19 protein-coding genes and 1 pseudogene are annotated in these 19,501 nt (G+C 69.4%); 8 read left to right on the forward strand and 12 right to left on the reverse strand.

The features are described from left to right. Positions 1-5: 5 nt before the first annotated feature. Together AC5Y7E_RS11905 and hemE are read right to left on the reverse strand one after the other, a co-directional pair. Positions 6-1,382 carry a protoporphyrinogen oxidase gene (locus AC5Y7E_RS11905; RefSeq protein WP_499949053.1) on the reverse strand — a complete coding sequence of 459 codons (1,377 nt, stop codon included), beginning with the start codon at positions 1,380-1,382 and terminating at the stop codon, positions 6-8. After that, positions 1,379-2,428, reverse strand: a complete 1,050-nt coding sequence (gene hemE, locus AC5Y7E_RS11910) for a uroporphyrinogen decarboxylase (protein WP_499949055.1) — start codon at positions 2,426-2,428, stop codon at positions 1,379-1,381. The genes AC5Y7E_RS11905 and hemE overlap by 4 nt, the downstream gene beginning before the upstream one ends. An 87-nt stretch (positions 2,429-2,515) precedes the next feature. On the opposite strand from hemE, the gene AC5Y7E_RS11915 reads away from it, so the two are divergent. The 3 genes and pseudogenes from AC5Y7E_RS11915 (at position 2,516) to AC5Y7E_RS11925 (ending at position 5,371) form a co-directional block, all read left to right on the forward strand. Continuing rightward, positions 2,516-3,325, forward strand: a complete 810-nt coding sequence (locus AC5Y7E_RS11915) for an enoyl-CoA hydratase/isomerase family protein (RefSeq protein WP_499949056.1) — start codon at positions 2,516-2,518, stop codon at positions 3,323-3,325. A gap of 88 nt (positions 3,326-3,413) precedes the next feature. Further along, positions 3,414-4,080: pseudogene (locus AC5Y7E_RS11920) on the forward strand (DUF3000 domain-containing protein). A 1-nt stretch (position 4,081) separates the two neighbouring features. Beyond that, entirely contained in the window at positions 4,082-5,371 is a 1,290-nt protein-coding gene (locus AC5Y7E_RS11925) for an HRDC domain-containing protein (RefSeq protein ID WP_499949058.1), read from the forward strand. On the opposite strand, the gene dxs is transcribed toward AC5Y7E_RS11925, so the two are convergent. The 4 genes from dxs to AC5Y7E_RS11945 all read right to left on the reverse strand — a co-directional run bounded on the left by dxs (position 5,368) and on the right by AC5Y7E_RS11945 (position 12,167). Further along, positions 5,368-7,293, reverse strand: coding sequence for a 1-deoxy-D-xylulose-5-phosphate synthase (gene dxs, locus AC5Y7E_RS11930; protein WP_499949060.1), 1,926 nt, complete (start codon positions 7,291-7,293; stop codon positions 5,368-5,370). The genes AC5Y7E_RS11925 and dxs overlap by 4 nt on opposite strands. Positions 7,294-7,344: 51 nt before the next feature. Beyond that, on the reverse strand, positions 7,345-8,817 hold the full coding sequence (locus tag AC5Y7E_RS11935; protein ID WP_499919424.1) for a cation:proton antiporter domain-containing protein: 1,473 nt from the start codon (positions 8,815-8,817) through the stop codon (positions 7,345-7,347). 138 nt (positions 8,818-8,955) lie between these two features. Further along, on the reverse strand, positions 8,956-10,131 hold the full coding sequence (locus tag AC5Y7E_RS11940) for a class I SAM-dependent RNA methyltransferase (RefSeq protein ID WP_499949196.1): 1,176 nt from the start codon (positions 10,129-10,131) through the stop codon (positions 8,956-8,958). A 41-nt stretch (positions 10,132-10,172) separates the two neighbouring features. Further along, positions 10,173-12,167: an APC family permease gene (locus AC5Y7E_RS11945; protein WP_499919423.1), complete on the reverse strand. Its 1,995-nt coding sequence runs from the start codon at positions 12,165-12,167 to the stop codon at positions 10,173-10,175. Between the two features lie 126 nt (positions 12,168-12,293). Here AC5Y7E_RS11945 and AC5Y7E_RS11950 point away from each other — a divergent pair, with 126 nt between their 5' ends. Together AC5Y7E_RS11950 and AC5Y7E_RS11955 are read left to right on the forward strand one after the other, a co-directional pair. Beyond that, positions 12,294-12,959: a potassium channel family protein gene (locus AC5Y7E_RS11950; RefSeq protein ID WP_156656060.1), complete on the forward strand. Its 666-nt coding sequence runs from the start codon at positions 12,294-12,296 to the stop codon at positions 12,957-12,959. A gap of 34 nt (positions 12,960-12,993) precedes the next feature. Next, positions 12,994-13,671 carry a potassium channel family protein gene (locus AC5Y7E_RS11955; protein ID WP_499919421.1) on the forward strand — a complete coding sequence of 226 codons (678 nt, stop codon included), beginning with the start codon at positions 12,994-12,996 and terminating at the stop codon, positions 13,669-13,671. Here AC5Y7E_RS11955 and AC5Y7E_RS11960 read toward each other — a convergent pair whose 3' ends face one another. Then, positions 13,672-14,328 carry a DUF3159 domain-containing protein gene (locus AC5Y7E_RS11960; RefSeq protein ID WP_499919822.1) on the reverse strand — a complete coding sequence of 219 codons (657 nt, stop codon included), beginning with the start codon at positions 14,326-14,328 and terminating at the stop codon, positions 13,672-13,674. A 53-nt stretch (positions 14,329-14,381) separates the two neighbouring features. Continuing rightward, complete coding sequence (locus AC5Y7E_RS11965; protein ID WP_112710439.1) at positions 14,382-14,750, reverse strand: OB-fold nucleic acid binding domain-containing protein; 369 nt, start codon at positions 14,748-14,750, stop codon at positions 14,382-14,384. Between the two features lie 139 nt (positions 14,751-14,889). Here AC5Y7E_RS11965 and AC5Y7E_RS11970 point away from each other — a divergent pair, with 139 nt between their 5' ends. After that, positions 14,890-15,588, forward strand: coding sequence for an alpha/beta hydrolase (locus AC5Y7E_RS11970; RefSeq protein WP_499949062.1), 699 nt, complete (start codon positions 14,890-14,892; stop codon positions 15,586-15,588). 61 nt (positions 15,589-15,649) lie between these two features. Here AC5Y7E_RS11970 and AC5Y7E_RS11975 read toward each other — a convergent pair whose 3' ends face one another. Further along, on the reverse strand, positions 15,650-16,423 hold the full coding sequence (locus tag AC5Y7E_RS11975; RefSeq protein ID WP_499919419.1) for a DUF3710 domain-containing protein: 774 nt from the start codon (positions 16,421-16,423) through the stop codon (positions 15,650-15,652). After that, positions 16,423-16,887 carry a dUTP diphosphatase gene (gene dut, locus AC5Y7E_RS11980; RefSeq protein WP_499919417.1) on the reverse strand — a complete coding sequence of 155 codons (465 nt, stop codon included), beginning with the start codon at positions 16,885-16,887 and terminating at the stop codon, positions 16,423-16,425. Before dut ends, AC5Y7E_RS11975 begins: the two co-directional genes overlap by 1 nt. 25 nt (positions 16,888-16,912) lie before the next feature. Here dut and AC5Y7E_RS11985 point away from each other — a divergent pair, with 25 nt between their 5' ends. Continuing rightward, positions 16,913-17,398 (forward strand): DUF3093 domain-containing protein, encoded by a 486-nt coding sequence (locus AC5Y7E_RS11985; protein ID WP_499919416.1) that lies wholly within the window; start codon positions 16,913-16,915, stop codon positions 17,396-17,398. Between the two features lie 9 nt (positions 17,399-17,407). Here the strand turns inward: AC5Y7E_RS11985 and AC5Y7E_RS11990 are convergent, their stop codons facing one another. Next, positions 17,408-17,710, reverse strand: a complete 303-nt coding sequence (locus AC5Y7E_RS11990) for a DUF4193 domain-containing protein (protein ID WP_008258544.1) — start codon at positions 17,708-17,710, stop codon at positions 17,408-17,410. A 181-nt stretch (positions 17,711-17,891) separates the two neighbouring features. On the opposite strand from AC5Y7E_RS11990, the gene cei reads away from it, so the two are divergent. Then, positions 17,892-18,542, forward strand: a complete 651-nt coding sequence (cei, locus tag AC5Y7E_RS11995; RefSeq protein ID WP_499949064.1) for an envelope integrity protein Cei — start codon at positions 17,892-17,894, stop codon at positions 18,540-18,542. Between the two features lie 9 nt (positions 18,543-18,551). On the opposite strand, the gene AC5Y7E_RS12000 is transcribed toward cei, so the two are convergent. After that, complete coding sequence (locus AC5Y7E_RS12000; protein WP_499949066.1) at positions 18,552-19,421, reverse strand: inositol monophosphatase family protein; 870 nt, start codon at positions 19,419-19,421, stop codon at positions 18,552-18,554. Positions 19,422-19,501 lie beyond the last annotated feature (80 nt).

Raw genomic sequence — 19,501 nt, forward strand, 5'->3', positions numbered from 1 at the left:
GGAACCTATCGTGCCACCTGCGCGTCCAAGTCTCCGATGGCCCTGATCACACGATCGACCGCTCGCCCGGCCGCGCCGACGCAGGCCGGGACGCCGATGCCGTCGAGGTAACTGCCGGCCACCTCGAGCGTCGGCGGCAGGCCGGCGCGCACCTCGGCGACCAGGTCGCCGTGGCCGGGCCCATATTGCGGCATCGCGTCGATCCAGCGCTGGATGCGGACGTCGACGGGGTCGATGGTCAGCCCGAACACCGTGGTCAGGTCGCCCAATGCCCACGTCAGCAGCTCGTCGTCGGACGTGTCGGCCGCTACGCGGTCGCCGAACCGGCCGAACGACAGCCGCAGCAGCTGCGCATCGCCTCGGACGCCCCACTTGCGCGACGACAGCGTGATGGCCTTGGCCCGCAACCGCTCACCGGTGGCCACCAGCACGCCCGAACACTCCGGGAACGCGGTATCGCCCGGCACGGCCAGCGCCATCACCACCGACGAGGCGCTGGTGATGCGCCTGGCCGCGGCGGCGCTGCGCGGGGCGATCCCGGCCAGCAGGCGGGCACACTCCCCCGCCGGCGCGGCCAGGATCACCGCATCGGCGGCCCAGCGAGCGCCGGTGTCGTCGACCACCGACCAGCCGGCGCCGGCGCGCTCGAGCCGCGACACCGCGGCACGCACCCAGCGCGGCCGAGCGCGCGCGGCCAGCTCGTCGATCAGCAGCCGGTAGCCGCCCTCCAGCGACCCGAACACGGGCGCGCCGGAGGCCGGCGGCAGCGCCTGCCGGACGGCGTCGGTCAGGCTGGTGGCGCCGCGGTCCAGTGCGGCCGCCACCGTCGGGGCGGCCGCACGCAGGCCGATGGTGGCCGCCGAGCCCGCATACACCCCGCTCAGCAGGGGATCCACCGAACGGGACACCACCTGGTCGCCGAATCGCTCACCCACCAGGTCGGCGACCGCGGGGTCGCTGCCCGGTTCCCACACCATCGGACGGGCGGGTTCGGCCTCGATGCGGGCCACCGTGGCCGCGTCGACCAGTCCCGCCACCGACGCCGCCGACGACGGGATCCCGACCACGGTGCCCGCCGGCAGCGGGCGCAACCCTTGCCCGCTGTAGACCAGCGGGCGCGCGCCGGTCGAAACCCGCTGGCGCTCGGACAGATTCAGCTCGGCCAGCAGGGCCGGCAGCTCGGGGCGACGCAGCACAAAAGCCTCGGCGCCCAGATCCATCGGCACCCCGCCGACCAGCTCGGTGCGCAGGACCCCGCCGAGCCTGTCTCCCGGATCGACCAGCGTGATCGTCGCGCCGTCGCCGGCGGCCATGCGGAGCCGATAGGCCGCTGTCAGGCCCGAAACTCCGCCCCCCACAACACAATACGAGAGGGGACTCATAGGGAGTGGACCAGCGACACCAGATCGGTCAGCACGCCGGGATCCGTTTCGGGCAACACGCCGTGGCCGAGGTTGAAAACATGACCGGCAGCTCCCGCGTCGATCGCGCGGCGGCCGTCGTCCACGACGGCGCGTGCGGCACGTTCCACCACCGGCCAGCCCGCCAACACCACCACCGGATCGAGGTTGCCCTGCAACGCCGTACCAGGTTGCACGCGGGCGGCCGCGTCGGCCAGCGACGTTCGCCAATCCACGCCCACCACGTTCGCACCGACCGACGACATGGCGCCCAGCAGTTCGGCGGTGCCGACCCCGAAGTGGGTCATCGGCACGCCGTAGTCGGCGAGCGCGGCGAAAACCCGGGCGCTGTGCGGCTGAACGTAGGTGCGGTAATTCGCCAGGGACAGCGCCCCGGCCCACGAGTCGAAGACCTGGATGGCGTCCACCCCGGCCTCCAGCTGCACTCGCAGGAAGCCCACGGTGATGGCGGTCAGCTTCTCCATCAGCGCATGCCAGGTGTCGGGCTCGGAAAGCATCATCGCCTTGGTGCGTGCGTGGTGGCGACTGGGGCCGCCCTCGATCAGATAGGACGCCAAGGTGAACGGCGCACCCGCGAAGCCGATCAGCGGCACGTCGCCAAGCGCGGACACCAGCAGCGACACCGCGTCGGAAATCGGCTGAACACGTTGCCGCTCAAGGGGTTTGATTGCAGTCACGGCGGCGGCGGTGCGCACCGGCGACTCGATGACCGGCCCGACCCCGGCGACGATGTCCAGGTCGATGCCCGCACCGAGCAGCGGCACCACGATGTCGGAGAACAAGATCGCCGCATCGACGTCGTGGCGGCGCACCGGCTGCAGGGTGATCTCGCAGACCAACTCGGCGTCGAAGCAGGCCGACAGCATGTCGGTCTGGGCCCGCAGCGCCCGGTATTCGGGCAGCGAACGGCCGGCCTGGCGCATGAACCACACCGGCACCCGGTTGGGTTTGCGGCCGGTCACGGCCGCGAGATACGGCGACTCGGGAAGGTCGCGGCGAGTACTCATCAGCCTCAATGCTGCCATGGCCGAAGGACACCGGACGCCGCTGCGTACTATCAACGACCGCAACCGTTTGAACGTCAGGAGCATCGGATGCCAGTGAGTCAGCCCCCAGCGAGTTACGCCGAGTTCCCCAGCCTGCGCTGCGAGCTCGGCGAGAACGGCGTGCTGACGCTGGTTCTCGACTCCCCAGGGCTGAATTCGGTGGGGCCGCAGATGCACCGCGACCTCGCCGACATCTGGCCGGTGATCGACCGCGATCCCGCCGTGCGCGCCGTCCTGGTGCGCGGTGAAGGCAAGGCCTTCTCCTCCGGCGGCAGTTTCGACCTGATCGACGAGACCATCAACGACTACGAGGGCCGGCTCCGCATCATGCGCGAAGCCCGCGACCTGGTGCACAACCTGATCAACTGCGACACCCCCGTCGTGTCGGCGATCCGCGGACCGGCGGTGGGCGCGGGTCTGGTGGTGGCCCTGCTCGCCGACATCTCGGTGGCGGGCCGGACCGCGAAGCTGATCGACGGGCACACCAAGCTCGGCGTGGCGGCCGGCGACCACGCGGCGATCTGCTGGCCGCTGCTGGTCGGCATGGCCAAGGCCAAGTACTACCTGCTGACCTGCGAGACGCTGCTGGGCGAGGAAGCCGAGCGGATCGGGCTGGTGTCGGTCTGCGTCGACGATGACGACGTGCTGACCACCGCCACCCGCATCGCCGAAAACCTGGCGCAGGGCGCGCAGAACGCGATCCGGTGGACCAAGCGCAGCCTCAACCACTGGTACCGCATGATGGGCCCCACCTTCGAGACCTCGGTGGGCCTGGAATTCCTCAGTTTCAGCGGTCCGGACGTGCAGGAAGGCCTGGCCGCCCACCGCGAGAAACGCCAGGCGCGTTTCACCCGCTGACCGCGCCTGAGCTGCACATATAGCTTTGGTGGAGACCTGGTAACGGCTTGGTCGCGGCGGGTTTGAAACCCGGCGCGCCTGTCGCGGCGTGTCGGCCAGTAGGTCTACCGTCGATCCCTGTGACCCGTGCCGTGACGACGCAGAACGGTCGGGATGAACAGGAGCGGCGCCAAGTGACCTCATCCGAACCGGCCCCATTCCGCGAAGCGGTAGCGGCGATGAACGCCGTGGTCGTGCGGCCGGAGATCGAGTTGGGTCCCATCCGGCCGCCGCAACGCTTGGCGCCCCACAGCTACGCCCTGGGCGCCGAGGTCAAACATCCCGATCGCGACATCATTCCGGAGCGGTCCGACGGCGATGCCTTCGGACGGCTGATCCTGCTGTACGACCCCGAAGGGGCCGATGCGTGGGACGGCACCATTCGCATGGTCGCCTACATCCAGGCCGACCTTGACCCCAGTGAGGCGGTCGACCCGCTGCTGCCCGAAGTAGCGTGGAGCTGGCTAGTCGAGGCACTGGAGTCACGCATGGAACAAGTCGTCGCCCTGGGCGGCACCGTCACCGCCACCACATCGGTGCGCTACGGAGACATCTCCGGGCCGCCGCGCGCCCACCAGCTCGAGCTGCGCGCGTCCTGGACCGCGACGTCGCCCGCGGTCGGAGGGCATGTCGAGGCGTTCTGCGAGGTATTGGAACACGCGGCGGGCCTGCCACCCGCGGGAGTCACCGACCTGAGCTCGCGGTCACGCGCCTAGCATGGCCGAACCGTCGGCCGACGGGCCGGGCAGCAGCGCGCCCGGCGACGTGGGCGCCGACCCCGCCCCGCTGCCACATCCGGCCGAAGGCGTCCCGCCCGTCTCGGTGAGCGTCCGCGAGATCGAGGCCGCCGCGCAGCGACTGGATCGCGGGCACGGCCCCTTCGCGGTGGACGCCGAGCGGGCCTCGGGCTTTCGCTACTCCAACCGCGCCTACCTGATCCAGATCCGGCGGGCCGGTTCCGGAACGGTGCTGATCGATCCGGTGAGCCACGGCGCCGACCCACTGCAGGCCTTGCGGCCGGTGGCCGAGGTGCTGGGCACCGACGAGTGGATCCTGCACTCCGCCGATCAGGACCTGCCGTGTCTGGCGGAGGTGGGCATGCGGCCGCCGGCGCTGTACGACACCGAACTGGCCGGCCGGCTGGCCGGGTTCGAACGGGTGAACCTGGCGACCATGGTCGAGCGGCTGCTGGGCGTCGGGCTGGCCAAGGGCCACGGCGCGGCCGACTGGTCCAAGCGTCCCCTGCCCGCCGAATGGCTCAACTACGCCGCCCTGGACGTGGAACTGCTGATCGAGCTGCGCGCGGCGATGGCCGGCGTCCTGGCCGAGCAGGGCAAAACCGATTGGGCCGCACAGGAATTCGACTACCTGCGCGACGCGGGTCTGAAGGATCCGGGTGCTACGGTGCGACCGGATCGGTGGCGGCGAACGTCGGGCATCCATCGGGTGCGCGATCAGCGTGGCCTGGCCGCCGTCCGAGAATTGTGGTTGACCCGCGACCGGATCGCGCAGCGCCGCGACATCGCGCCGCGCCGCATCCTGCCCGACTCGGCCATCATCGATGCCGCCCTGGCCAACCCGACGACCATCGAGGAGCTCGTCGCCTTGCCCGTGTTCGGTGGGCGCAACCAGCGGCGCAGCGCCGCGACGTGGCTGGCGGCGCTGGACGAGGCCCGGCGAACCAAGAACCCCCCGGCCGAAAGCGAACCGCCCAATGGGCCGCCGCCGCCGGCGCGGTGGAGCAGGCGCAAGCCGGAGGCCGCCGCCCGGTTGGAGGCCGCCCGCTCGGCGCTGTCGGAGGTCTCCGAGCGGGTCCACGTCCCCACCGAGAATCTGGTGTCGCCGGACCTGGTGCGACGGCTGTGCTGGGACTGGACGCCCGCGCCCGACCCGTTCGACGCCGTCGAGACGTTCCTGCGCGCCGGCCAGGCCCGGCCCTGGCAACGGGAATTGGTGGACCCGGTGCTGGCCCGGGCACTGCAGGCGTCGGAAGGCACCGACAACTAGTCGAGGTGCTCGCGGATCTCGGCCTCGGTGACGCCGCTGCCCAGCGCCGCTACCCAGCCGGTGATGCGACGGGCCACGTCCTGATCGGTCAGCGCCAGCTCCGAGAGCAACTCCCCGCGGGAGGCGTGCTCGTAGAACCGCTGCGGCAGTCCGACGTCGCGGCACGGAACGTCGATCTCGGCGCGGCGCAGGGCGGCCGACACCGCCGAACCCACCCCGCCGTTGACCCCGTTGTCCTCGCAGGTGACGACGAGCTTGTGTTGGGCCGCCAGCTCCAGCACGCTGTCCGAGACCGGCAGCACCCAACGCGGGTCGATGACCGTGACGCCGATCCCCTGGTCCTGCAGTCGCCCGGCCACCGCCAGCGCCATCGGCGCGAAGGCGCCGACACCGATCAGCAGCACGTCGTGGTTGCACCCGCCGGCCGGGACCGCGAGCACGTCGACACCCGAAATGCCCGATCCGCGGCGCTCGACCGCCGGGATGTCCTCGCCCACATCGCCTTTGGGGAAGCGCAGCGCGGTGGGGCCGTCGTCGACGTCGAGTGCCTCACCGAGTTCCTCGCGCAGCCGGGTGGCGTCCCGGGGTGCGGCCACCCGCATACCGGGCACGATGCCCAGCATCGACATGTCCCACATGCCGTTGTGGCTGGCGCCGTCCGCACCGGTGATGCCGGCCCGGTCGAGCACCATGGTGACCGGCAGCTTGTGCAGCGCCACGTCCATCATGATCTGGTCGAAGGCCCGGTTGAGGAACGTCGAATAGATGGCCACCACCGGGTGCATGCCCCCCATGGCCAGGCCGGCGGCCGACGTCATCGCGTGTTGTTCGGCGATGCCGACGTCGAACAAGCGGTCCGGGAACTGCTGCCCGAACGGGGTCAGCCCGGTCGGGCCGGGCATGGCGGCAGTGATGGCCACGATGTCGCGGCGCCTCCTGGCGTAGCCGATGAGGGCGTCGGAGAACGCCGCCGTCCAGCCGGGCCCGGCGACCTTGGTCGCCCGCCCGGTGACCGGGTCGATGACGCCGCAGGAATGCATCTGTTCGGCTTCGTCGTCCTCGGCCGGGGCGAAACCCATCCCCTTGCGGGTCACCACGTGCACGATCACCGGGCGGCCGAAGCCGCGGGCGTGTCGCAGCGCGGCCTCCACCGCGCGTTCGTCGTGCCCGTCGACCGGCCCCACGTACTTCAGACCGAGATCGGTGAACATCAGCTGCGGTGACAACGAGTCCTTGATGCCGGCCTTGACGCTGTGCATGACGCGGTAGGCGATCTTGCCGACCAGCGGCAGCGCGCGCAGGGCGTCGCGGCCCTTCTCCATGGCCTGCTCGTAGGCCGGCTGCAGCCGCAGCGAGGCGAGATGGTCGGCGACCCCGCCGATCGTCGGGGCATAGCTGCGGCCGTTGTCGTTGACCACGATGATGACCGGGCGACCGGAGGCGGCGATGTTGTTCAGCGCCTCCCAGCACATGCCGCCGGTGAGCGCGCCGTCGCCGACCACCGCGACCACATGGCGATTGCGGTGCCCGCTGAGTTCGAACGCCTTGGCCAGGCCGTCGGCGTAGGACAACGACGCGCTGGCGTGGCTGGACTCGACCCAGTCGTGCTCGCTTTCGGCGCGCGACGGATATCCCGACAGCCCGCCCTTCTTGCGCAGGCTCTCGAACTCGAGCGAGCGGCCCGTCAGCATCTTGTGGACATAGGCCTGGTGGCCGGTGTCGAAGATGATCGGATCGTGGGGCGAATCGAACACCCGGTGCAGGGCGAGCGTCAGCTCGACCACGCCCAGATTGGGGCCCAGATGCCCCCCTGTCGCAGCAACCTTGTGAATCAGGAACTCGCGAATCTCGGCGGCCAGTTCGCGAAGTTCGTGTTGGGAAAGGTGCTGCAGATCAGCGGGCCCGCGGATCTGTTCCAGCATCCAGTCAGTCTACGCAGCGCCCGCGACAACAACAGGCGACGTGGCGGGCGCTCACCACTTCTGCGCGGGTCCGAACAGTTCGGCCAGGGCGTCATGAAGTTCGGGATCGGCCAGGATGACGACCTCGTCCCCGGCCTCGAGTTCGGTGTCGCCCCGCACCGGCACGAGGCCGGTGGTGCGCACCACGATGCTCACCCAGATGTCACCGACCTGGTCACCGAGACCCTCGACGGTGGAACGCTCGGCGACAGAACCGGTCGCGACGCTGAAGCGATGGACACCCCGCGGTTCGTCGGCGAGTCGCACACCTATCTGCCAGGGCCGGGTCTCCACGGTGCGCATGGGCAGGTGCAACAGTCTGGCGACGCCAGGCACGGAGCTGCCCTGCACCAGCACCGAGAAGACGACGACGATGATCACGATGCCGTACAGGCGTTCGGCGTCGGCGAGGTGAGCGGCCCGCAGGAACTCGCCCAGCAGGATGGGCACCGCCCCCTTGAGCCCGGCGAAAAGAACGAAGCTGCGCTCGTTTCGGCGCAATCGGACTCCAACCAGGCAGGCGCCCACCGCCAACGGCCGAATCAGCACGGTCAGGGCCACAGCGAGGACGAGCCCCGGCACCCATACCTCGGGATGGCCGAGGACATCGAGGTCGACGGTCAACCCCAGGACGGCGAACGCGACGATTTCCGCCAGACCGGCCAGGGCGGCGTGGAATCGCTGGATCTCCGGCTTGTAGGGGGCGCGGGCGTCGCCGATCACGATGCCGGCGACGAACACGGCCAGAAATCCGGAGCCGTGCGCGAGCGTGGCAATGCCGTACAACATCAGACACGATGCCAGCGTTCGCAGCGAGTAGAGACCTTCACTCGGCAACGCGACGCGGCGCATGAAGACGAGTAGGACACGACCGCCGAGCACCCCGACGGCCAGGCCGACCGCCATTTGCAGAACGAATTGCGTTCCCACGCCGGCGAATCCGGCAGCGCTGAGACCGCCGGCGGCGATCAGGCTGGACATCAGGGAGATGCCGACCGGATCGTTGGCGCCCGACTCGCCCTCCAGGATGGTGCCGCTGCGGCCCCTGATCTCGCGTTTGCCCAGCACAGAGAAGACCACGGCCGGATCGGTCGGAGCCACGGCTGTGGCCACGAGAACCGCGGGAAACCAGCCGATTCCACATACGTAGTGCAGCACCAGTGCCGCGCCCGCCGCGGTGAGGGCGGTGCCCACGACGCCGACCGACAGGATGGGGACGGCCGCTGCGCGGAAGCGCGAAGGCCCGATGTGCATGCCGCCGTCGAACAACACCAACACCAACGCGATGGTGATCACCCGTTCCACGATTCGCTCGGAGGGGGGCTGCACCGCGGGCACAGCGTGCACCGCGACGGCAGCTCCGACGAGCACGAGCAGCGCGACGGGGATCTTGACCCGCTCGGTCAGTCGATTCGCCAGCACCGCGGCCAAACCGACTGCGCTGGAGAACAAAACCAACAGCGCGTAACGAACGGTCTCGTTCACACGCGCACCTTTCGGTCGGTCGACAATGTTTAAGACACCGCCGACCAGACTTCCCGGCACACCGCGACGCAGTCTAGCCGGTGATCAGATCCGCCCGCGCCGTATTGCGGTGACGGCCCGAGCGGCCGTCGAACATCCCTAGCGCGTCAGCAGCGCGACGCATTCGGTGTGATGGGTCAGCGGGAACGCGTCGAACACCCTGATCTTCTCGACGGAGTAGCCGTGGCCGCGGTAGATTCCGATGTCGCGCGCGAAAGATGCTGCCTCACAACCGATGTGCACCACCCGAGGGACGTCCGCGGCGGCCAGCAGATCGATGACCTCGCGCCCGGCGCCCGCCCGCGGCGGATCCAGTACCGCCACGTGGGCGCGCCCCCGCTGCGCCAGCAGCGCGCGGCGCACCGAGTCGGTGACGATGTGCACCTGGGTCAGACCGGCCAGGGTGACGCGGGCGGCCCGGGTCGACGCGCGCGAGGTGTCGACGCTGAGCACGCGTCCGGAGTGCCCGACGGCGTCGCCGAGCACCGCGGCGAAAACGCCTGCGCCGCCGTACAGATCCCACGCGCGCATCCCGCTGCTCAGCTGCGCCCAGTCGGCGACCAGCCGGCTGTAGACGTCCGCCGCGGCGCGGTGCGCCTGCCAAAAGGCGGTCACCGGCACCTGCCAGCTTCGCCCGGCCACGCGTTGCAGCGCCTCGTAGCGACCCTCGATCACTTTGGTCGCGGTCTGCCTGCCCTGCCTGATGGTGCGCACCACGTGGCGCACGCCGTCGTCGTCGACGGCAACGTGCAGCTGGGCTCCCGGCGGCCACCTGGTGTCGGCGATCCCGTCGAGCATGCCCGCGGGCAGCTGGGCGCAACGCAAGTCGGTCACCAATTCCTCGCTGTGGTACCGGTGGAAACCCGCGCGACGGTCGGGGCCCACGCCGAGCCGGACGCGGGTGCGCCACCCGGTCGGCGCGGAATCCAGCGGCTCGGCCTCCCCACTCCAGGCATGCCCGCCGAGGCGCTCGAGCTGATTGGCCACGACTTCGCCCTTGAGTCGGCGGGCCACCTCGGGAGCGGCGAACGCCAGGTCGCAACAGCCGGCGCCGCCAACGCCGGCGATGGGGCACAGCGAGGTGACGCGGCCGTCTGTCGGGTCGACGACCTCGACAACCTCTGCGTGCCAATAAGATCCGCGATCCGCGGTGACCCGGACGCGAACCCGCTCACCGGGCAAGGCATAGCGGACGAACACCACCCGGCCCTCATGGTGCGCGACGCAACTGCCGCCGTTGGCCGGGGCATCGGTGGTCAGGGTCAGCTCCCCGATCGGGGGCGGCCCCGCGCGCGGCGCGCGAGTCGATTCGCGGGTCAATCGAAGATTCCCCGACGAGCGTCACCCGGCGCCACGTGCGGCTGCAAGGTTTTCCGCCGCTCGGACGAACTCAACTGCCACGGAACCGAAGTCACCATGACGCCCGGCATGAACAGCAGGCGGCCCTTGAGTCGAAGGGCGCTCTGGTTGTGCAGAACCTGCTCCCACCAATGGCCCACCACGTACTCGGGAATAAATACCGTCACCACCGTGCGCGGCGACTCTTCCCTGGCCCGCTTGACGTATTCCAGGACGGGACGGGTGACTTCGCGATACGGCGAGGCGATGACCTTGAGCGGGACGCTGATATCGCTTTCCTCCCACTTGTAGACCAGATCGCGGGTTTCCGCGTCGTCGACGCTGACCGTCACTGCCTCCAGCACATCGGGCCGGGTGGCCCTCGCGTAGGCCAGCGCACGCAACGTCGGCAGATGCAGCTTCGACACCAGCACCACGGCGTGGTTTCGACTGGGCAGCACCACGTCTTCCTGGGCGGCGGCCTGCTCCGCCAATTCGCGGTTCACCGTGTTGTAGTGCCGGTGAATCATTTTCATGATCCCGAACAGCAAGCTCATCGCGAACAGGGCGATCCACGCCCCGGCCGCGAACTTGGTCACCAGAACCACCAGCAGCACCGTGCCGGTGGACAGCAAGCCGACCGTGTTGACCACCCGCGAGCGCATCATCTTGCGCCGCGCCCGCGGATCGGTTTCGGTGCGCAGCAGCCGGGTCCAGTGCCGGACCATGCCGATCTGGCTCAGCGTGAACGAAATGAACACGCCGACGATGTACAGCTGGATCAACGCGGTGACCTCACCGCGGAACGCGATGATGGCCAGCAGCGCCGCACCGGACAGGAACAGGATTCCGTTGGAGAACGCCAATCGGTCTCCGCGGGTGTGCAATTGGCGTGGCAGGTAGCTGTGCTGCGCCAGGATCGAGCCAAGCACGGGAAAGCCGTTGAACGCCGTGTTGGCCGCCAACACCAGGATGAGGGCGGTCACCGTCGCGATCAGCAGGAAGCCGATGTGGAAGCTGCCGAACACCGCTTGCGCCAACTGAGTGACCAGGGTCTTCTGATAGTAGTCCGCAGGCGCGCCGGTGAGCTGTCTCGCGGGATCCTCGACGAGCTTGACCCCGATCTTCTCGGCCAGCACGATGATGCCCATCAGCAGGGTCACCGCGATGCCCCCAAGCATCAGCAGCGTCGTCGCGGCGTTGCGCGACTTGGGTTTCTGAAACGCCGGCACCCCGTTGCTGATCGCCTCGACACCGGTCAGCGCCGCGCAGCCCGACGAGAACGACCGCGCCACCAGGAACGCCAACGCGAAGCCGACGACCTGGCCGTGCTCGGCATGCATTTCGAAACCCGCCGATTCGGCGCGTAGCGGATTGCCCAGCACGAAGATCCGGAACAGGCCCCAGCCGATCATGACGAGGACTCCGACGATGAACGCGTACGTCGGGATGGCGAACGCGAGCCCGGACTCGCGCACGCCACGCAGGTTCAGCGCCATCACCAACAGGATGGAGACCACGCAGAAGAACACCTTGTGCTGAGCCACGATCGGGATGGCCGACCCGATGTTCGCCATCGCGGACGCCGTCGAGACCGCAACGGTCAGAACGTAATCCACCATCAGCGCGCTGGCGACCACGAGGCCGGCGGTGTCGCCGAGGTTGGTGGTGACCACCTCGTAGTCGCCGCCGCCGGACGGGTAGGCATGGACGTTCTGCCGGTAGCTGGCCACCACCACCAGCATCACCGCGGCCACCGCGAGCCCGATCCACGGCGTCAGCGCGTACGCCGTCACTCCGGCCACCGACAGCATCAGGAAGACCTCCTCGGGCGCATACGCGACCGAGGACAGCGCGTCGGAGGCGAACACCGGCAAGGCGATCCGCTTGGGCAGCAGCGTGTGACTCAGCCGGTCGCTGCGAAACGGCCGACCGATAAGCAACCGACGGGTGGCGGTTGAAAATTTGGACACGAGAGCCAAGGGTAAGCCCCGGCGGGTTTGGCGGTAGCGTTCGTAGGAGAATGTTTGCCGACCGAATCGGCTGGCCGACGTGGGTTGCCGATGAGGGGCGCAGGACGCGGTCGAGAGGACTTCAAGTTGCGAGTAGTGGTGATGGGCTGCGGGCGGGTCGGCTCCTCGGTCGCCGACGGGCTCTCGCGGATCGGTCACGACGTCGCCGTCATCGACCGTGACAGCACCGCCTTCAACCGGCTCAGCCCCGAATACGCCGGCGAGCGGGTGCTGGGACAGGGATTCGACCGCGATGTCCTGCTGAGGGCACGTATCGAGGAAGCGGACGCGTTCGCCGCGGTGTCGTCCGGCGACAACTCCAACATCATCTCGGCGCGGCTGGCCCGCGAGACGTTCGGCGTCAAGCGGGTCGTGGCGCGCATCTACGACGCCAAGCGCGCCGAGGTCTACGAGCGGCTGGGCATTCCCACCATCGCGACCGTGCCCTGGACCACCGACCGCCTGCTCAACGCGTTGCTGCGTGAGTCCGAGACGGCCAAGTGGCGCGATCCCACCGGCACCGTCGCCGTGTCCGAGGTCGTCCTGCACGAGGACTGGATCGGGCATCGCGTCACCGACCTCGAGCAGGCCACCGGCGCCCGGGTCGCGTTCCTGATCCGCTTCGGGGCCGGGGTGTTGCCGGAGCCCAAATCGGTTATCCAATCCGGCGACCAGGTGTACGTCGCCGCGATCTCCGGTCGCGCCGCCGAGGCGGTCGCCATCGCCGCGCTACCACCCAGCGAAGACTTGTGATGGATTCCAACGAGCGGCTTGAGGAGCGGCGCACATGAAGGTAGCTGTCGCCGGCGCCGGCGCGGTTGGCCGCTCGGTCACCCGCGAACTCATCGGCAACGGCCACGATGTGACGCTGATCGAACGTAATCCCGATCACGTCGACGTCGACGCCATCCCGGCCGCGCACTGGCGCCTGGGTGACGCCTGCGAACTGAGCCTGCTCGAGTCGGTGCGCCTGCACGAGTTCGACGTGGTGGTCGCCGCGACCGGCGACGACAAGGCCAACGTGGTGCTGAGCCTGTTGGCCAAAACCGAGTTCGCGGTACCGCGGGTGGTGGCCCGGGTCAACGATCCCCGCAACGAATGGTTGTTCACCGACGCCTGGGGGGTCGACGTGGCCGTGTCGACGCCGCGCATGCTGGCCTCGCTGATCGAAGAGGCCGTCGCCGTCGGTGATCTGGTGCGGCTGATGGAATTCCGCAGGGGCCAGGCCAACCTCGTCGAGATCACGCTGCCCGACGACACGCCGTGGGGCGGCAAGCCCGTGCGCAAACTGCAGCTGCCGCGGGACACCTCGCTGGTGACCATCCTGCGCGGCCCCCGGGTGATCGTTCCCGAGGAGGACGAGCCGCTGGAGGGCGGTGACGAGCTGCTGTTCGTGGCCGTCGCCGAGGCCGAAGAAGACCTGCAGAAGCTGCTACTGGGCAGCCATAGCCCGGCCGGCGAGTAGTCAGTCGGTGACGGCGCCGGGTTCGATGTCGACCGCGGGAACACCGGCAGCGGCGATCGCCCGCTGCGCCGACTTGATCGCGGCATAGGTGGCCAACGCGGCCAGCACGGTCAGCGGCCAGCCCATCGCGATCCGCGCCACCGCCAGCCAGCCGGTCCGATCGGCGTCGTAGAGCAGACCCTGAACGACGAACCGGGCGGCGAACACCAGCACCCAGCCCACCGAGGCGATGTCGAACGCATAGACGGCCCGGGGGACGTCGCGCCAGCCGTCGCCCCGCCCGGTGGCCCAACTCCACGCATAGCCGACGGCGGGCCGGCGGATCAGCACCGACGCCGCGACGACCACCGCCCACACCAACGACATCCAGATGCCCAGCAGGAAGTAGCCCTTGGACTCCCCCAGCACGTAGGCGATCAGCGCGCACAGCGCGACGCCGAAGAAACCGGACAAGGCCGGCTGTGCGGATTCGCGGCGAATCAGGCGCCACATCAGAATCAATGCGGCCACCCCCAGCGCGGCCACGATCGCGGGAACCAAACCGGAAACGCTCGAGACGATGACGAACACCACCACCGGCAGCGACGAATAGATGACGCCGCTGATCCCGCCTGCCTGAGCCAGCAGGCGTTCCGGGTCGATGCGGTTACTGGTCATGCTTTCCGACGCGGCCGGCTCCGGCGGGGTCGTCCCCAGATCTTCGGGGTCGGTCACCGCTGAATTTCGTAGTGCGGGTTGTAGATCGCCTTCGTTCCGTTCTCCAGCTTGCCGAGGCGACCACGCACTCGCAGCGTGCGGCCCGAGTCGATGCCCGGTATGCGACGCTGTCCCAGCCATACCAGCGTGACGGTGTCGCTGCCGTCGAACAGTTCGGCGCGTACCCCGCCGGAGCAGGCCCTGCCGTTGCACTCGACGCTACGCAGGGTGCCCACCATCGTGACCTCCTGGCCACGCTGACAATCGATCGCGCGTTGCGCGCCGGTGCTTGCGACCTCGTCGGAGAGTTCCTCCGAGTCGAGTTGTTCCGGATCCTCCGTCAACCGACGGGTGAGTCGGCGCAGATACCCTTGGGCCCCCATGGCCACTCCTGACAAATGCTGATAAGCCTCGACGCTTCCATTTATGCCAACGGACACCGTAGACCTCTTGGTTCCCCAGCGCCAACTGACTCAAACGTCGTGTTGGAGTGCGGTTGAACGGCGGGGCACTATCTATAAGGTGGTGGTCGATCTGCGCGGTGTCACGACGGTGTTGTTGCCCGGCACCGGCTCCGACGACGACTACGTTCACCGGGCTTTTTTCCGCCCCTTGTCCCAGGTCGGCGCGCTGTTGGTAACCCCGGCGCCACGGCCGGACCGGTTGATCGAGGGCTACCTGACGGCGCTGGACGACGTCGCTCGCACAGGGCCGATCGCGGTGGGTGGGGTCTCCATCGGCGCCGCGGTGGCGGCCGCCTGGGCGCTGGCCAATGCCGATCGGTCGGTCGCGGTGGTGGCCGCACTGCCGGCCTGGGCCGGCGCGCCCGGGTCCGCGCCGGCGGCACTTGCGGCGCGGTATTCGGCGTCGCAGTTGCGCGCCGACGGGCTGGCGGCGACCACGACCCAGATGCGGGCGTCCAGCCCCCCGTGGCTGGCCGACGAGCTCACCCGGTCGTGGGGCGCGCAGTGGCCGCATCTGCCCGACGCCATGGAAGAGGCTGCGGCGTACGTCGCGCCGAGCAGTGACGAGCTGGCCGCGCTGGCCGTGCCGCTGGGTGTCGCCGCCGCGGTCGACGATCCGATCCACCCGCTGCAGGCCGGCCTCGACTGGGTCGCGGCGGCCCCGCGCGCGGCGCTGCGGACGGTGACGCTGGATCAGATCGGGGTCGATCCCGCCGCCCTGGGCGCGGCGTGTCTGGCCGCGCTGGCCGAGCTCTAGCCCGATGGTGGCGACCCGCAGCGCCCGGCTAAGCCGCGCTCGCGATCGCCACGTAGCCGGCTCAGCCCCCGGTGGTGGTGCGCAGCTGTTGCATAGCGGACCCGTCGACGCTGCGGCGTGCGGCCGGGTCGGTGGGCGGTGCCTGCTGCCCTTGCGCCTGTTGGGCGTCGACCTGCTGTGCAGCCTGTTGCGCAGCGGCCGCTTCGCGCAGCTGCTGGGCCATCGGCTCGGGCAGCTGCACGGCCAGCGGTGTCCGCACCGGCAGCGGCGTATCACCGCGCCGAACCACGGTGTCCGCCAAGGCCGCTCGCGCCTCCTGCTCCAGGGCTTCCATCGTCTCCTGGGAGCCGTTGATGACGCAGCGGATCATCCAGCGGTAGCCGTCGACGCCGATGAAGCGCACCACGCCGGCTGCGGTGCCCACGACTTCGCGTCCCCACGGCCCGTCCTTGATGCTGACTTGGGCCGAGTCGTTGCGCAGCGATTCGGCGAGCTCGCCGGCCACTTCACGCCACAGGCCAGCGGTCTTGGGCGCCGCGTAGGCGGCGATGGTGAAACGCCCGTTCGCCGTGACGACCCAGACTGCGCTCGGCACACCGGTTTCGGTCAGCTCGACCTGCAGCTGGCCGGCCTCCGGCATGGGGATCAGCACCGAGCCCAGGTCGAGCCGGGCCAGCTCGGCGACCGCGGGATCGTCGAAGTCCTCGATGTCGAACGGGCCCTCGAGCTCTTCGGGGGACGGTTCGTCGGCGTCGCCGGCAGCGACGTGGTCCGCCACCGGTGTGTCGGCGCCGGAGGCGTCCTCGTCTTTGGGTGTGCGTTTACCGAATGCCATCACAAACTCGCATGTCCGCCGGAGGAACCGTGACCACCGTCGCCACGGGATGTTTCGGCCAGCCCGGCCTCGTCGAACGACGAGACCTCGACCAGCTCCACTAATTCGACCCGCTGCACCAACAACTGGGCGATGCGGTCGCCGCGGTGCACCACGATCGGCTCGCTCGGGTCCAAGTTGATCAGCGCAACCTTGACCTCGCCGCGATACCCCGCGTCGATGGTGCCGGGGCTGTTGACGATCGAAAGTCCAACTCGCGCAGCCAGTCCCGACCGTGGGTGCACCAAGCCGACCATGCCGAACGGGATGGCCACCGCGACCCCCGTGCGCACCAGGGCGCGCCGCCCGGGCTCCAGTTTGACGTCTTCGGCGCTGTAGAGATCGATGCCGGCGTCGCCCTCGTGGGCGCGGACGGGCAGCGGAAGCTCTCGGTCAAGACGGACGATGGCCAGACTGGTCGACACGGGGCCAAAGACTACCCTTGACTGCGTGTCCGAGACGCGCGTCGCGCCGCACAACGTGCGGTATCGCGAACGATTGTGGGTTCCCTGGTGGTGGTGGCCGCCGGCCTTCGCGCTGGCGGGCATCGTCGCTTTCGAGTTCAACATGGGTGTCACCCGCCAGTCGGTCTGGTGGCCGTACGCGGCGTTGTTCGCGGTGGCGGCCGCGGCACTGCTGTGGCTGGGCCGCATCGAGATCCGGGTGACCGAAGACCCGGCGGCGCCTGGCGAAGTGCAGCTGTGGGCCGGCCCGGCGCATCTGCCGGTCACCGTGATCTCCCGATCCGCCGAGATAGCGCCCTCGGCCAAGTCCGCCGCGTTGGGCCGCCAACTCGACCCGGCGGCGTACGTCCTACACAGGGCATGGGTGGGGCCGATGATCCTGGCGGTACTCGACGATCCGGACGATCCGACGCCGTACTGGCTGGTGAGTTGCCGTCACCCGGAACGGGTGCTGTCGGCCCTGACACGGTGAGCGCAGCGATCAGGCCGCGCAGTCGGTACAGATCATCACGCCGTTCTTCTCGCTGGCCAGCCGACTGCGGTGTTGCACCAGGAAGCAACTCGAGCAGGTGAACTCGTCCGCCTGCTTGGGAACGACGCGCACCGACAGTTCTTCCCCGGAAAGGTCGGCACCCGGCAGTTCGAAGTTCTCAGCTGATTCAGATTCGTCGACATCGACGACGGCCGAAGCCGCCTCGTTCCGTCGCGCTTTGAGCTCCTCCAGCGAATCCTCCGAAACGTCGTCGGTCTCGGTGCGCCGTGGAGCGTCATAGTCGGTAGGCATTGCCCTGTCCCCTCACATGCCCTCGTTGTCCAAGCATCGCTTTGTACCAGCGTCGAACGCATCCACCAAATGATTCGTGCCCGTATCGCGACCCATTAAGGTGTGATTTACGTCACACAGCCATTTTTACCCTTGCGCTCGTCTCTGAACAGTGGGTTTAGCGTGCGGTTAGAGTGCAGCTGTGGTCACGCAAATCACCGAGGGTACAGCGTTTGACAAGCACGGTCGGCCCTTCCGGCGCCGCAACCCCCGGCCCGCCATCGTCGCGACCATAGTTCTCGCAGTGGCCACCGCCGTGATCTGGACGATCGCGCTGACGCGACCCGCCAAGGTGCACGAGGCCGCGGTGTGCAACCCGCCACCCCAGTCGGCCGGGTCGGCGCCGGCGCAGCTCGGTGAGCAGGTGTCGCGCAGCGCCATGATGGACGTCACTCCCGCCAAGCTCGCGGACACCAAGGTTCGCGTCCTCAACGCCAGCGGCCGCGGCGGCCAGGCCGGCGACGTCGCGGGCGCCATGAAGGACCTCGGCTTCGCGCAACCGACCGCCGCCAACGACCCCCTTTATGCGGGCACCAGACTCGCCTGTCAGGGCCAAATCCGTTTCGGCACCGCCGGACAGGCCACCGCGGCCGCCGTGTGGCTGGTGGCGCCGTGCACCGAACTGTTCAACGACAACCGCGCCGACGACTCGGTCGACCTGTCCCTGGGCACCGACTTCTCCGCGTTGGCCCACAACGACGACATCGACGCGGTGCTCGCCACCCTGCGTCCCGGCGCCACCGAGCCCTCAGATCCCGCGCTGCTGGCCAAGATTCACGCCAACAGCTGCTGACGCGGGCGGTCAATCCAAGATCGGATCCAGGCCGTCGAAGCGCCGCAGCACGGACAGCAGTTCCTCCGCGATTCCGGGCGCGGCGGCCAGCGCCAGGCCGGCCCCGGCTACGCCGGGCGCGGGCAGCACCACCCGGGCCCCCGCCTCCGACGCGATCAACGCACCCGCCGCGCGATCCCACACCTGCAGACCGTGCTCGTAGAAGGCGTCGAGCCGGCCCGACGCGACCATGCACAGATCCAGTGCCGCCGAGCCGATCCGGCGAACATCGCGGACCACCGGCAGCATGCGCGCCAACAGCGCGGCCTGCGCCGCGCGGCGCTGCCGCGAATAGCCGAAACCGGTGCCCAGCAACGCCATTGACAAATCGTCGACGGCCGAGCACCGCAGCGCCTGCGTCCCCTCGCCGTCGGTGACGTGCGCACCCAGGCCCACCGCCGCCGAGTACACCCGGTGCGCGACGACGTCGGCGACCGCCCCGGCCACCGACTCGCCGTCGACCTGTGCGCCGACCGACACGGCGTAGGCGGGGATGCCGTAGACGAAATTCACTGTGCCATCGATGGGATCGAGCACCCAGGTGACCGAACCGGCCGGCGCGCCCGCCGGATCAGCAGGACCGCCGCCCTCCTCGCCGAGAATGGGGTCTCCGGGCCGCAATTCGGCCAGCCGGTCGCGCAACAGCCGTTCGGTTTCCGTGTCGACGACGGTCACCGGATCGGTCGGGGTGCTCTTCGACCGCACGGCGCCGCTGCCGTCACTGCCCGCATCGGCGCCGAAAACCTCTGCCCGCCGACGCCTCACGAACGCGGCGGCCTCCGCGGCCAACGTTTCGGCGACCGACCGCAGCCTCGCGAGCTCGTCATCGGAAGGGGTCACCGGTCTATCGGATCACAGTCGCCCCACTCGCGCAGACGCCACGGGCCGCGCCGTCGCGGCGTTAAGGTGAGCGGACAGCC

Source organism: Mycobacterium sp. NGS17 (genome assembly GCF_059813205.1).

Excerpts from the sequence above, each read along its gene's own strand:
- AC5Y7E_RS11905 (WP_499949053.1), bottom strand. The coding sequence starts at position 1,382 with ATGAGTCCCCTCTCGTATTGTGTTGTGGGGGGCGGAGTTTCGGGCCTG.
- hemE (WP_499949055.1), bottom strand. The coding sequence starts at position 2,428 with ATGAGTACTCGCCGCGACCTTCCCGAGTCGCCGTATCTCGCGGCCGTG.
- AC5Y7E_RS11915 (WP_499949056.1), top strand. The coding sequence starts at position 2,516 with ATGCCAGTGAGTCAGCCCCCAGCGAGTTACGCCGAGTTCCCCAGCCTG.
- AC5Y7E_RS11925 (WP_499949058.1), top strand. The coding sequence starts at position 4,082 with ATGGCCGAACCGTCGGCCGACGGGCCGGGCAGCAGCGCGCCCGGCGAC.
- dxs (WP_499949060.1), bottom strand. The coding sequence starts at position 7,293 with ATGCTGGAACAGATCCGCGGGCCCGCTGATCTGCAGCACCTTTCCCAA.
- AC5Y7E_RS11955 (WP_499919421.1), top strand. The coding sequence starts at position 12,994 with ATGAAGGTAGCTGTCGCCGGCGCCGGCGCGGTTGGCCGCTCGGTCACC.
- AC5Y7E_RS11960 (WP_499919822.1), bottom strand. The coding sequence starts at position 14,328 with ATGACCAGTAACCGCATCGACCCGGAACGCCTGCTGGCTCAGGCAGGC.
- AC5Y7E_RS11965 (WP_112710439.1), bottom strand. The coding sequence starts at position 14,750 with ATGGGGGCCCAAGGGTATCTGCGCCGACTCACCCGTCGGTTGACGGAG.
- AC5Y7E_RS11975 (WP_499919419.1), bottom strand. The coding sequence starts at position 16,423 with ATGGCATTCGGTAAACGCACACCCAAAGACGAGGACGCCTCCGGCGCC.
- AC5Y7E_RS11990 (WP_008258544.1), bottom strand. The coding sequence starts at position 17,710 with ATGCCTACCGACTATGACGCTCCACGGCGCACCGAGACCGACGACGTT.